The 13,405-nt window shown below is 46.2% G+C and carries 13 protein-coding genes; 6 read left to right on the top strand and 7 right to left on the bottom strand.

The genetic code is table 11. From position 1 onward, the window contains the following. The first annotated feature begins 52 nt into the window (after window positions 1-52). A complete protein-coding gene (locus SEDOR53_RS0110980; protein ID WP_026769768.1) occupies window positions 53-1,567 on the top strand; it encodes a lipopolysaccharide biosynthesis protein in 1,515 nt (504 codons plus the stop codon). 14 nt (window positions 1,568-1,581) lie between these two features. Here SEDOR53_RS0110980 and SEDOR53_RS0110975 read toward each other — a convergent pair whose 3' ends face one another. Together SEDOR53_RS0110975 and SEDOR53_RS0110970 are read right to left on the bottom strand one after the other, a co-directional pair. Continuing rightward, complete coding sequence (locus tag SEDOR53_RS0110975) at window positions 1,582-2,334, bottom strand: TylF/MycF/NovP-related O-methyltransferase (RefSeq protein WP_026769767.1); 753 nt, start codon at window positions 2,332-2,334, stop codon at window positions 1,582-1,584. Window positions 2,335-2,345: 11 nt separating this feature from the next. Next, window positions 2,346-3,092, bottom strand: a complete 747-nt coding sequence (locus SEDOR53_RS0110970; protein ID WP_026769766.1) for a menaquinone biosynthetic enzyme MqnA/MqnD family protein — start codon at window positions 3,090-3,092, stop codon at window positions 2,346-2,348. Between the two features lie 64 nt (window positions 3,093-3,156). Between SEDOR53_RS0110970 and purB the strand changes: the two genes are divergently transcribed. The 3 genes from purB to SEDOR53_RS0110955 all read left to right on the top strand — a co-directional run bounded on the left by purB (window position 3,157) and on the right by SEDOR53_RS0110955 (window position 6,777). Further along, window positions 3,157-4,503: an adenylosuccinate lyase gene (gene purB, locus SEDOR53_RS0110965; protein WP_026769765.1), complete on the top strand. Its 1,347-nt coding sequence runs from the start codon at window positions 3,157-3,159 to the stop codon at window positions 4,501-4,503. Window positions 4,504-4,585: 82 nt separating this feature from the next. Continuing rightward, window positions 4,586-6,268, top strand: coding sequence for a S8 family peptidase (locus tag SEDOR53_RS0110960; RefSeq protein WP_084220412.1), 1,683 nt, complete (start codon window positions 4,586-4,588; stop codon window positions 6,266-6,268). Beyond that, on the top strand, window positions 6,268-6,777 hold the full coding sequence (locus SEDOR53_RS0110955; protein WP_026769763.1) for a DinB family protein: 510 nt from the start codon (window positions 6,268-6,270) through the stop codon (window positions 6,775-6,777). Before SEDOR53_RS0110960 ends, SEDOR53_RS0110955 begins: the two co-directional genes overlap by 1 nt. Before the next feature lie 68 nt (window positions 6,778-6,845). Here the strand turns inward: SEDOR53_RS0110955 and SEDOR53_RS17775 are convergent, their stop codons facing one another. After that, window positions 6,846-7,415 (bottom strand): YceI family protein, encoded by a 570-nt coding sequence (locus tag SEDOR53_RS17775; protein WP_051416603.1) that lies wholly within the window; start codon window positions 7,413-7,415, stop codon window positions 6,846-6,848. Window positions 7,416-7,546: 131 nt separating this feature from the next. On the opposite strand from SEDOR53_RS17775, the gene sucC reads away from it, so the two are divergent. Further along, the gene (gene sucC / locus SEDOR53_RS0110945; protein WP_026769762.1) at window positions 7,547-8,758 is read left to right on the top strand and encodes an ADP-forming succinate--CoA ligase subunit beta; all 1,212 of its coding nucleotides are present in this window, start codon (window positions 7,547-7,549) and stop codon (window positions 8,756-8,758) included. Here the strand turns inward: sucC and SEDOR53_RS0110940 are convergent, their stop codons facing one another. The 4 genes from SEDOR53_RS0110940 to SEDOR53_RS0110925 are packed head-to-tail and all read right to left on the bottom strand — an operon-like array spanning window position 8,759 to window position 10,379. Continuing rightward, entirely contained in the window at window positions 8,759-9,388 is a 630-nt protein-coding gene (locus tag SEDOR53_RS0110940; RefSeq protein WP_026769761.1) for a SprT-like domain-containing protein, read from the bottom strand. After that, complete coding sequence (locus SEDOR53_RS0110935; RefSeq protein ID WP_026769760.1) at window positions 9,375-9,779, bottom strand: hypothetical protein; 405 nt, start codon at window positions 9,777-9,779, stop codon at window positions 9,375-9,377. The genes SEDOR53_RS0110940 and SEDOR53_RS0110935 overlap by 14 nt, the downstream gene beginning before the upstream one ends. Further along, a complete protein-coding gene (locus SEDOR53_RS0110930) occupies window positions 9,763-9,984 on the bottom strand; it encodes an AtpZ/AtpI family protein (protein WP_026769759.1) in 222 nt (73 codons plus the stop codon). Before SEDOR53_RS0110930 ends, SEDOR53_RS0110935 begins: the two co-directional genes overlap by 17 nt. A gap of 2 nt (window positions 9,985-9,986) precedes the next feature. Beyond that, entirely contained in the window at window positions 9,987-10,379 is a 393-nt protein-coding gene (locus SEDOR53_RS0110925; RefSeq protein WP_232214764.1) for a hypothetical protein, read from the bottom strand. Window positions 10,380-10,445: 66 nt separating this feature from the next. Here SEDOR53_RS0110925 and SEDOR53_RS0110920 point away from each other — a divergent pair, with 66 nt between their 5' ends. Next, window positions 10,446-13,355: a tetratricopeptide repeat protein gene (locus tag SEDOR53_RS0110920; protein WP_037361075.1), complete on the top strand. Its 2,910-nt coding sequence runs from the start codon at window positions 10,446-10,448 to the stop codon at window positions 13,353-13,355. The last annotated feature ends 50 nt before the right edge of the window (window positions 13,356-13,405 follow it).

Below are 13,405 nucleotides of genomic sequence, written 5' to 3'. Positions count from 1 at the left end.
TATTCAAAAACCACGCTGGTAACCACTTCCTGAATAAGGACACAACTTTACTATGGGGATCATTCAAAAACAAAGCGTCAAATCTTCGCTCTATATTTTCATCGGTTTTATTATTGGCGCCATCAATATCCTCATTTTGTTCCCCCGTTTCTTATCCCAGGATGAGATAGGTCTTACCCGGGCGATGATAGATATATCGCTTACCCTTTCGATACTTTGCACATTGGGCTCCCTGCCTGCGATCTATAAATTCTTCCCTTTTTATAATGATTACACAGGTGCTGACAAAAACGATCTTCCCATGATCACCGGCATCGCTTGTAGCATCGGTTTTGTGATCACCTGTCTTGCCGGCTTTTTTTTCAGGGACTTCATCGTTCGAAAACTGGGCAAGTCTCCCCAGTTCGCCCATTACTTTTATACCATCTATCCGTATACCTTCTGTCTTTTGCTTTTTTCCTGGCTCGAGGCATTTGGATGGTGTTTGAAGAAAACTACCCTGACCAATTTTCTGAAGGAAACGAGTATCCGTGTGCTCACCACGCTGCTCATCGTTGCCTATGCTTTCCACCAGATTGGCATGACAACCTTCATACATCTTTTCAGCATTATTTATCTTATTCCTGCAGTAGTATTACTGGTTGCGTTGATCCGTTCCCGAAAATGGAAATTACATTTTGTTCCCATCAGCAGTGTAACCAAGCGGCTGAAAAAGAAAATGATCGCATTCAGCCTGTTCATTTTCGGTGCGCAGTTCCTGAATGTGCTTGCAAAAACCAATGACACTATTCTTGTCATTAGCCTGCGCGGTCTGGCCGATACCGGCATATTCGCCATTGCCACCTACGTCAGCGCCACGCTGGAAATTCCACAGCGAAGCATCAGCTCCATCAGTATACCCGTCTTATCGGAATCATGGAAGAATAAGAACATGGCCAATATCAGCAACATCTATAAAAAAAGTGTGTCGAACCTGCTGGTCATTGGCCTGGGGCTGTTTGGCCTCATTTGGTTGAATGTTCACAACCTGGTGCTGTTCCTCAATAAACTTGCTTCCGGAACCAATGGCAACTATGCCATTGTGGGATCTGTAGTATTAGTAATGGGATTGGCCAAAGTGCTGGACCTGGCCACTGGTGTAAATGGACAGATCATTGGCACTTCGAATTACTGGCGTTTCGATTTTTACACCAATGTATTTTATACCATCCTTTCCATTCCATTGAATTTTGTGTTGATCAAGTGGCTGGGGTTGATGGGACTGGCTTATTCAAACCTCATTGCCTTAACGCTGTACAATAGTGTACGGTATTTCTTTTTATGGAAAAAATTCAGGCTGCAGCCTTATACGATGAGGCATTTGTATATGCTGCTGTTCACAGCATTGATCTATTGGATAGTGCGCATCATTCCGCAAAGCAGTAACCTGTATATCGATATCGCCATCCGTTCCATGGCATTCCTTATACTTTTTATACCACTCACTTATTATATCCGGATTGCGCCCGATCTTACCAATTTGGTGGTAGATAAATTAGCCTTATTCACCCGCAGAAAAGAAAATTAGTATTGAACAGGGTATTACTGTTTGATGGCGATGCGCCCTGTTTCGTCGATCCTGTTTAGTAAAATTTTGAGCTGGTATTTTTCGATGTATTCATCCACTGCTTTTCGGGCACCTTCCCAATGTCCGTAGTCATCCAGCAACAATACACCTCCTTTTTCAAGCAGGGGAAACAGATGAATCATCTCATGTAAGGTAGATTCATACCAGTCTGTATCAAGCCTCAGAAGCGCTATCTTACCTGGCAAAGTGGCCGGTATGGTATCTTCTACTTTGCCTTTCACGTACCTGATCTTGTCTTGTGGGTAACGGGTAGAAGCCATGCCCTGCTGCACGGTTTCGAGCGATGAATAAGCCCATACCAGGTTTCGTTCTTTATTGGTATCCGACTCAAGAATCTCAGCAGCATCGGCGCCAAAAAAAGTTTTGTCATGCGCAGTGGGCTCCGACATGCCTTCGAATGTATCGTATAAATACAATTCGCGGTTAAGATTACTACAATGCGTAAGGGTTTCGGCAACCGCCATCATACTCCCGCCTTTCCAAACACCACACTCTACTATTGCACCTTCGATCGCATGTTTTTCGATATACTTTACTGCCTGCACCAGGCTGTAAATCCTTTCAGGACTGGTCATGGTACGGTCTGCCACTTTTTGATAGATTTCCTGGTGCAGCGGTTCAAAATCGCTGGGAAGCTTGTTCTTCCCATCATATTTGACCAGGTCGTAACGCAGCATGCGCAAGCACTTCCTTATTAATTTCATCATAAAAATTCCCTTTAGTGTAAATGAGATAACTTTTGCAAAAACAAGTCAAGTCCTTTTCTTTTTGCTTCATCCAGCTGGTAGCTGATGTTTTTTGTGTAATAGGTTTTCATATCATACCAGGGGCAATCTATTTCCGCCACGATCTCATCGATATGATGCAACCCATATCCGTTCGCCAGGCTGAATGCTTCTTCAAAGTCTTTACCCAACTTTTTGTTCGCTACCCATGCTGCAAAAACAAAAGGGAGCCCTGTGTGTTTTTGCCAGGCCAGCCCCAGGTCGTATATATAAGCCGATTGCGTACGCTGTTCCAACGCCCTGTCGCCAATTACTACTCCTGCCGTTGTACCTTTGATATAGGAACGAAAATCCTTACCCGCATCTTCAAATACCACTTCTTTTTTCCAGTACTCTTTCAGCAACACTTTTGACAGGTTAACAGAAGTGCGGCTCTGGTAATCCAGTAACACGGTACTGATCTTTTCTATCGGCACTTCACTGAAAATGCCCACGGAAGCCACTTCGGCATTGGCGCCTATACAATAATCGGTAATGATATGTGCCTCTTTCAGCCTGGGTATGATGGCTACCGGAACCAGTCCCACATCTATCGCATCATCCATCAACATACCGGCTATGCGCGATGGGTACTCCTCTATCAGATCCATCTCATTCATCAGGTCCGAACGCCTGATTCCATATAACAAAGGCCTGGTATTTAAATAACTAACAACACCAACACGTATTCTCTTGTCCAATTAGGTTACTTTTGCATGCAAAGAACGGTTATTTAACCAAAACCCAAAACAAGTACCCTAAACCATGGAATTGCTCCCACTCACCGCCATTTCCCCTGTAGACGGACGTTACCGCAAACAAGTACATCACCTCGATGAATATTTTTCTGAATACGGACTGATCAAATACAGGGTGTTGGTGGAGATCGAGTATTTCTTTTTCCTGGCCGATAAAAAATTCTTCAAACTGCCCGCCAAAGCAAGGCTCCATCTGAAGAAAGTGGCCGATGATTTCAGCATCGCCGATGCGCAGCAGATCAAACAGATCGAATCCATTACAAACCACGATGTAAAAGCGGTGGAATATTTTCTCAAGGAGCAACTCGATAAAGCCGGCATACCAGAACTGAAAGAGTGGATCCATTTCGGACTCACTTCACAGGACATCAATAATACTTCTATCCCACTAAGCTGGAAACATTGCATGGAGCATGAATACATGCCTTCCATCATCAACCTGCAAAACAACCTTTACCAGTTGGCTGCACAATGGAAAGACATTTCTTTACTCGCACGCACACACGGACAGCCTGCTTCACCCACCCGGCTGGGTAAAGAGATCATGGTTTTTGTAGAAAGGCTCCACAACCAGGTAGAGTTGTTTTCGAGCATACCGTATGCCGCTAAATTCGGCGGTGCTACCGGTAATTTCAACGCCCATCATGTTGCATTCCCTAAAAAGAACTGGATCACACTGGGCAATGAGTTTGTAGACCAGGTATTGGGCCTGCAACGCATGCAGTACACATCGCAAATTGAACATTACGACAATCTCGCGGCACATTTTGATGCCATGAAGCGCATCAACAATATCCTCATAGATCTTTGCCGCGACTGCTGGACCTATATCAGCATGGATTATTTCAAACAGAAAACCAAAAAAGGAGAAGTTGGTTCCTCGGCCATGCCCCATAAAGTGAACCCTATCGATTTTGAAAATGCCGAAGGCAACCTGGGGGTAGCCAATGCCCTCCTGGAACATTTATCGGCTAAACTGCCCATCAGCAGGCTCCAGCGCGACCTTACCGATTCCACTGTTTTACGGAACCTGGGCGTTCCGGTAGCGCATGTGATCATTGCACTTAAATCGCTGGAAAAAGGCCTTAGCAAGCTGGTGCTGAACGAGGCCAAAATCAAAGAAGACCTGGAGAACAACTGGGCTGTAGTGGCCGAAGCCATACAAACCATTCTGCGCCGCGAAAATTATCCCAACCCTTACGAGGCGCTGAAAGACCTTACCAGGGGCAATAATACCATCGACAAAAAAGCCATTCACCAGTTCATTAGTACGTTGAAAATCAGCAGTACGCTGAAAAAAGAATTAAAATCCATCACCCCCTCCAATTATGTGGGTGTAAACCCGGTCTTCTGATAAGATTTTCCTAAAACTGCCCCTGTTGCATTATATTATCATTATCATTCTGCAAATTTGCGGGGATAAGTAATTTACACTGATGATGCATCGTGGGATTGTTTTAAGTGTTGTGGCGTTGCCACTCTTCTTCGTTTGCGGCCAGGCCCAGAATAATATACCGAGGAACTGGTACCAGATGGACCATTCACAGGATTCCTTTTATGGTATCAGCCTGAATAGAGCCTATGATTTCCTGAAAGACAAAAAGAAGAAGTCCACCCCCGTTGTGGTTGCCGTGCTGGATTCCGGCGTGGATACCACGCATGAAGACCTGAAAAATATGCTGTGGCATAACCCGAAAGAAATTCCGGGCAACGGTATCGACGACGACGGCAACGGTTATGTGGATGATGTGTACGGGTGGAATTTTCTCGGCGGTAAAGACGGCCGCAATCTCAAACGAGCGCCCGATGAACGCGCCCGCATCTTCCACAAATGGAAAAGCCGGTTCGAAGGCAAACCCGATACCAGCGCATTTTCTCCAGTCGATAAAGACCATTACCAGGCCTGGACCAAAGCTGTGAATGAATTGAATTTCTCTCCCGACGAACAGATGGAGCTGATGATCCTCGACATCACCTGCAAAGCCCTGAAACGGCACGATAAAGTATTGCGGCATGAAATGGGTTGCGAAGAATATACCTGCGACAAACTTGAAAAGTTCGAACCCGTTTCCCGGCTCGGCAAAGAAGCCAAACTGGCTTATCTCACCAGCATGAAAATGATTGGCATACCGGATGAAGAAAGGAACAGTGAAACCAATGTGAGCATATTGGGCCAACTGGAAGAATATGTAGAAGGCAAAAAAGCCGCTTTTGAATCGAAAGAGTCTGTGAAAGATAACCGGGCAGAGATTGTGCAGGATAATTATAACAGTCTTACCGACCGCTTCTATGGCAACAATGATGTGATGGGTCCTTCGCCTATGCATGGCACCCATGTATGCGGACTCATCGGCGCCCAACGCGGCAACCATATTGGCATCGATGGCGTGGCAGATAACGTGAAACTGATGATGATAAGGGTGGTACCGGATGGAGATGAATACGATAAAGATGTAGCACTGGCTATCCGTTATGCGGTAGACAATGGTGCCAAAGTCATTAACATGAGTTTTGGCAAATATTATTCACCCGAGAAAATGTGGGTAGACAGCGCTGTGCATTATGCAGAAATGAAAGATGTGCTCATCGTGCACTCATCTGGTAATGAATCCTACAACCTCGATACAACCGTAGGCTATCCCAATCCCTGGCTCAAAGAATGGAACACCAATGCCGGTAATTTTATTACGGTAGGCGCCAGCAGCGATCCCAGGATCAATGGCAGCATTGCGGCTGATTTCAGTAATTATGGCAAAACACATGTAGACGTGTTTGCACCGGGTGTAAAAATGTATTCTACCCTCCCCGGTACCCATACCTATGGCAACCAGCAGGGCACCAGCATGTCGGCACCGGTTGTTTCCGGCCTCGCCGCGCTGATCCGCTCTTATTATCCTGAACTCAGCGCCGTACAAGTGAAAAAGATCATCGAGCAATCGGTATTGGTACCCGATGCATCGGTACCCAGTTTTAAGCCGGGCGATAAAAAATCTGTTGTATCTTTCAGTGATCTTTCCAAAAGCGGCGGTATCGTCAACGCATACAATGCAGTGAAGCTGGCAGAACAATACAAAGTCATGACCGATATTAAAAAAAATACCACCAAAGCCAACAGATAATGCCACGTCCACTTGCAAATGATTATGGCCCTTATTTTGAAACCTACATCAGCAAAGTAAAGAGCAACGATGTAAAGACCATCCTTGAACAGGAAGCTGCTCCCATCGAAACTTTTTACCTGAACCTTCCTGAAGCAAAAGCCGACCACCGGTATGCAGAAGGCAAATGGACGCTGAAGGATCTCCTGCAGCACCTGATAGATACAGAAAGGGTCATGGTGTATCGTTTGCTGCGTGCTGCCCGTAAAGATGCTACACCCAACGCTTCCTTTGATGAAAACAGTTTTGCCGCCAATGCTATGGCCGACAAAAGAAGTTTCCAGTCACTGAAAGAAGAATTCCTGGCCTTGCGGAAGTCCACCAACCTGCTCCTGCAATCTTTAACGGAAGAGCAACTATCTTCTGCCGGCATTTCCAGCAATCACCGCACAACGGCCAATGCACTTGCCTTCATTATCTTCGGCCACCTGAAGCACCATCAAAACATTGTTGAAGAACGGTATCTCTGATCCATAAAAAAGCCCCACGCAATGCATGGGGCTTTTTCTCATGTTGTATCAATAGCCGGCAGTAAAACTTATTTGCTGGCAAAAAGGTGAACAGCTAACTGCACATCTTTGGCAGGTCCGTTGAAATTGATACCTATAGTGGTCCTGTCCAGACTGAAGAAAGCCTGTGCAAAGAAATTCTTCTCATCTACTCCACGGATATTAGCCGTTAGTTTAACGGGGAAGCTCGCTCCTTTCAAAGTAAGTGTACCATTGATATCTGCCGTATTATCCGATGTATAATTCACTCCTGTGATCTCGTAAGTGGCTTCTCCAAATTTGGCCACATCAAAGAAGTCAGGGGTTTTCAAATGTCCTGTGAGCCTGTCACCACCACCGGCATCGGTCACTTTCAGATTGGCCAGATCGATCACGAATTTGCCGCCCTTCAGTTTATTACCATCGAGCTGTACCTCCCCGCTTTTCAAAGGGAAAAAACCTGTATGATAGGCGGTTTTTTTAGCCGCCACCCAGTCGATACGGCTTTTCTCAGCGCTTACGCTGTACGTAGCTACCTCTTTTTTAGCGGTATGGGGGATGAAAGAATAGATACCTGCTAACAACGCAGTACCCAGCAATGCAAAAATTGTTTTTTTCATATACGTTCTCACGGTTTGGTTTATAAAAGCGTTACTCCTAAAAATAAGGCAATTAAAGTTAGAACAATAAATAATTAATACGAATGGTATGAATGCCCGATTCACTTATCTTCGCGAAAATTTTCCCACACATGAACCTCCACGAATATCAGGCCAAGGAATTACTGAAAAAGTACAATGTACCTGTGCAGGAAGGCATTGCGGTTGATACAGTAATGGCTGCAGAAGAAGCTTACCGTCAGATCAAGACCCAAACAGGCAACAGCTTTGCCGTTATCAAAGCGCAGATACATGCCGGAGGCCGTGGTAAGGGTAAGGTTGCCGGTACCGAGCAACGTGGAGTGGCTGTTGCCAAAACCGTGGAAGACGTAGCCACTATTGCCAAAAATATCTTAGGTGGTACCCTGGTTACCATCCAGACCGGTCCCGCCGGTAAAAAAGTAAGTAAAATACTGGTAGCACAGGATGTATATTATCCCGGTCCCCAGCCTGTTAAAGAATTCTACCTGTCTATCCTGCTCGATCGTGCCAAAGGCATGAACGTGATCATGTACAGTACCGAAGGTGGTATGGACATTGAAGAAGTAGCGCATAATACGCCAGACAAAATTTTCAAAGAATGGGTATATCCCGGCGGCGGACTGCAGGGATTCCAGGCACGTAAAATTGCATTCAACCTGGGCCTGAGCGGCGAAGCTTTCAAGAGCTGCGTGAAGTTCGTTACCAATTTATACAATGCTTATGTGGGACTCGACTGCGGTATGCTCGAGATCAACCCGCTCTTCAAAACCAGCGACGACAAGATCATCGCAGTGGATTGTAAAATGAACATCGATGATAATGCCCTGATGCGTCATCCCGATACAGCTGCCCTGAGAGACATCACGGAAGAAGATCCTACCGAAGTAGAAGCAGGTCAGTACAACCTCAACTTTGTGAAGCTCGACGGCAACGTCGGTTGCATGGTAAACGGCGCCGGTCTGGCCATGGCTACCATGGATATGATCAAGCTCAGCGGCGGTGAACCAGCCAACTTCCTCGATGTAGGTGGTACCGCTAATGCACAAACCGTTGAAGCCGGCTTCCGCATCATCATGAAAGACCCCAATGTAAAAGCCATTCTCATCAATATATTCGGAGGTATCGTTCGTTGCGACCGGGTAGCTGCCGGTGTAATCGAAGCATACAAAAAGCTGGGTAATATTACGATCCCTATCATTGTACGCTTGCAGGGAACCAATGCGGTGGAAGCAAAAAAACTGATCGATGAAAGCGGACTCAAAGTGCAGTCAGCCATCGAACTCAGTGAAGCTGCATCGCTCGTGAAAAAGGCAGTGGCTTAATCACACTTCTTTCATCATTTTAACTTCTATAACCGGACTCACAGAATAGTGCAGTCCGGTTTTTATTTCTTCGCAATCAAATCTTTTGCGACGGATGGGTCCCTTCCGGAATATTTTACCGTTATCCATCATGAACAATGCTCCTTCCGGCAGATCGGCCAGGTGCACATGATCTTCTTTTTGTACAGGGTTGTATTTCCTGAGCACCAGCAATAAAGCTGTCTCTCCGTTTGCAGTAGCCGCAGGGTTCATCACAGAAGCCTGCAAGGCTTTTTCTATATCGGCAGGAAATATTTTATGCTGTATGAAGGTCACGAGCAGGTGGCTGTACAAATGCTTCCATTCCCTCCCGTGCGACTCTACCTTATTGCCATACTGTTCAAATGTAAGCAGGTGTGCCAGTTCGTGCAATAAAGTAATGAGGAATTCGAATTTGTTGAGGTTGCCGTTGATACTGATACGATGGTTGCGCCCCATTCCCGCGTGACGATAATCGCCCAGCACCGATTTGCGTTGTTTGGTAACGGTGAGGTGTACTTTGTAATGATGAAGGTATTCCACCACTTGTTCAAAACTGCCTTCCGGCAAATAGGCTGCCAGCGCCTGCATGGGATGCTCAGTTACCGGCATTGGATTTTTTATTCAGCTTCAGACTGGTGCGGACTTCTATCCAGGTATACAAAACATATAACCCCATAGATATGAAAATGGCGTATTTGTTCTTGTGAACACCTGCTTTTGTCATATAGACAACCGCAGCAATTCCTAATACGATCAATTTGATAAAAGTGGATACCATCACCATCCGTATCCATGCATTGGGGTTATTACTGCGCAAAGAACGTTCCTGCGCCAATACGCTGAACACCCCAATAATACCTAGCAATACATTGGAGCCGATGATCACTTTACTATCAATGCCCCATCCATCCAGGTTGGATTTGAAAAAAAACACTATCCCATTTACAAAAAGGAATAATAAAATAATAGAGGCCGCCGCCGGTTTATTTTCTTTGGTCATCTTTTCGATTTGAAGTATCCCTAATCAGTTTTATCAACAAAACCATCAATACCAGCAAAGGTAACAGCCAAAGCCAAACGGGTTTTACAAGACCCATTTTTTTATCCAGCCATCCGCCCAGGTACACGCCAATAACCAGTCCGGCTATCAATTCAGTTGCCAATCCTGCATAACGCACCAGGATGTCAGCTTTTTTTTGCCCCATATTTATTCGTTCGTGGTCTCGGTTCTGGGAATCACAGCCGGTATGGTATCGAGTTGGGAAGGTGTATTACCTGTGAGCACTTTCTTTACACCATCGATGTACTGCTCTTTGTATTGAAGCGCCTGTTCCAGTGAATCGGTGCGGATTTTCAAAGCCTGCAGCGCGCTCCGGCTTTCACGGGTGCCGTAACCGGGTATATAATATTTGAGCGGGGAAAATGAGATCAGAGCGATGGTCAGCCCCACCAGCAAAACAAAAGCAGTACTCAACCCTACATACACGCTCAGGCGCGACAGCCTGAACGTTACCACTTCTTCGTAGGTGTCGTCGTTCATCACTACCAGTCGGTAACTGTTGCGCAGGCGCTTGAGGCTATTGTTGTTTTCCGGTTTCACTATGCTGTTAAATCAGGATAAAGGTATCCATAAATAGCTGTATTTTTAAGCAGTTTTATGTATCCGATGTCGAAATTCCCCAAGTGGGTCACATTTATTAGTTTTGTATTGGCGATATGCTATTCAGTCCAGGTAGTGCATGCACAACCCAATACCACTATTGAACTCGCAAAACCAAAGCCGTACACCGAAAGAAGCCTGCCCGCCGAAAAAACGGGCAACAAGAAATTCACCATCCCCCGCCGCATCTTTACCAATGCCACTACCCGGTTCAATTATTATTTCAATGCCAATAACCTGGTCAATGACATCATCAACAGGGCAAGACAACAGCACAAAGACGATTACGGACAACTGCTGTCATTCTATGATTACAGCCTGGATGTAACAGCCAAAGACCTGATCGATACCGTTATTTATAAATGCAATGCAGGCATACTGCTGCACGACCTGCGGAGCGACTGGGTAGATAACCTGTATGTGCTGATGGGAAAAGCTTACCTGCTCCGCAAAAATTTTGATTCAGCCACTGCGGTCTTTCAATACATCAATTATGTGTATGCTCCCAAAGACGATGGCTATGACATTCCGCTGGGAAGCAACGCCAGCAATACCGGGGGCGTATTCACCGTTGCCACCTACGAAAAAAGAACCCTGCTGAAAAAAATCTTCACCACACTGCCCAGCAGGAATGAGGCATTGACATGGCAGGTACGCACTTATCTCGAGCAACAGAAAATGGGCGATGCGGCAGGCTTACTTGAGATCCTGCGGCAGGACCCGCATTTCCCTGCGAGGCTCCAACCATCTTTACATGAACTCAGCGCTTATTGGTTTTACAAACAGGAAATGTACGACAGCGCTGCATCCCAGCTTTCCAAATCCCTGCCTGCTTCAGGCGCTGCACGGGCAAGAGGGGAATACCTCGCCGGCCAACTCTATCAATTGGCCAAAAAAGATAATCAGGCAATGGAAATGTTCCAGCGCGCCATCCGCCACACGATCGACCCTGTGATGGAAGTATATGCACGCTTGAATATTGCCTCCCTGGCTAGCGGAAAAAAAGACAATGCCTTGCAGGAGAACCTGAATGAACTGCTGAAAATGGCGCGTCGCGACAAGTATACCACCTATCGTGACATCATCTACCATACAGCCGCTCAACTGGAACTGCAACGCCATCGCGATTCGGCTGCACAACAATTGCTGCTGAAAAGCATCCAATACAATACCGGCAATGCTACACTAAAACAACAAAGTTTCCTGCTGCTCGGAGACCTCAACTATAACCGTAAAGCCTATGCCAATGCATACAGGTTTTACGATAGTGTGGAGACTTCATTAGTAGACGAAGCGGCAAAGCAAAAGATCGCCAATCTCAAACCTGCCCTGCAACTCATTGCAGCAAATGAGTCTGTTGTCCGCCACCAGGATAGCTTGCAAAGCCTGGCGGCGCTGCCGGCCGGTGAAAGGCTCACTGCCGCAAAAAAAATGATCCGCCGGTTGCGAAAGGAAAAAGGATTGAAAGAAACTGAAACAACAGAAACAGGCGGAGCTTCCGGTAACACAGCTACCATAGACTTATTCAATAGCAATAACGCCGGTTTCTATTTCCAGAATGCATCGTTGAAAACAAGAGGCGCAGCTGAATTCAAGACCCGCTGGGGTAACAGGCCCAATGTTGATAACTGGCGCAGACAGGCTGCGGTAGACAAATCTTTCAGCACCGCCAATTCGCAGGCAGTCAACACACAGAAAACACAGTCCGAAGCCAGCCCGGAACCAAAAGAAAAAGCACTCAGTCTCGAAACTTTGCTCGCAGAGATACCGCTTACCGAAGCACAGTTGGATGTATCCAATAAATTGATCAGCCAATCATTGCTTTCGAGTGCACTTGCTTTCCAAAATCAATTGCGTGACTACCCTTCGGCCATTGCCACTTATGAAGCTTTCCTGAAACGTTTCCCGGAAAGCGCTTCCATAGAGCAGGTGCTGTTCAACTTATCGCTTTGCTACCAGGAGAGCGATGCCGTTGCCAAAGCCGATTCAATACGGACCGTGTTGAACAAATCTTATCCGGCCGGCTCCTATACCGCTTTATTACGTAAGGCGCAATCGGCCAACCAGCCCGATGCACCAACGCAAGCATACGAATCGGTTTACCGCCTCTTTATTGAAGGACGTTTCAATGAAGCACGCCTTGTCAAGTTGAAAGCCGATCAACAGTTCGGTCATTCGCATTGGACGCCCCAGTTGTTGTTCATTGAGTCCATCAGCTATGTGCGGGAGCGGCAGGACAGTATTGCCATTAACCGCTTGCAGGCGATCATCCAACAATTCGGACAATCACCCATGGCCGCGAAAGCCGCTACCATGATCGATGTATTGAAAAGAAGGAATGAAATAGAAGCTCACCTGGCCAACCTGAACATCGAAAGAGGAGATGAATCCGTTTCGCGCCGGGTTGACCTGCAATCGCCGCTTACTACCATTACGGCCGAAAAGAGAAAAGACAGCAGCAAACTGGCGCCGCCACCCACAGCAATCGTTGCCAAAGAATTAAAACAGGAAAAAGAACCTGTGACCATCAGCAACGATGTGTACCGGTTCGTACCAGCAGACTCGCAGTATGTAGTCATCATCATGAATAAAGTGGATCCTGTTTATGCAAGTGAAAGCCGTAACGCATTCAATATTTTCAACAGGGAACGTTATGCACGGCTGAAGATCGCCAGCAGCAGCACGCGGCTCACAAGCGATGTGCAGCTTTTATTACTCGGACCATTCATGAACGCTGCTACAGCCGCTTCTTATATCGATGCGGTAAAGCCCCTTTCAAAAACAAATATCGTTCCCTGGCTACCGGCGGATAAATACAGTTTCAGCATCATCAGTCCGGCTAACCTGGCCATTTTACTTAACAACAAAGACATCAATGAGTTCAGGGCTTTTATGCAAAAATTGCTTCCCGAGTAATTTTAACGGAGAGATAAGGATCTTTGGCGAACTGTTGTTTAGTTTTACGT

The sequence above is a fragment of the Asinibacterium sp. OR53 genome (assembly GCF_000515315.1).
Taxonomy (GTDB): domain Bacteria; phylum Bacteroidota; class Bacteroidia; order Chitinophagales; family Chitinophagaceae; genus Sediminibacterium.
The sequence above is the reverse complement of the archived record's forward strand: the minus strand, read 5'-3'. Positions and strand labels throughout refer to the sequence as shown.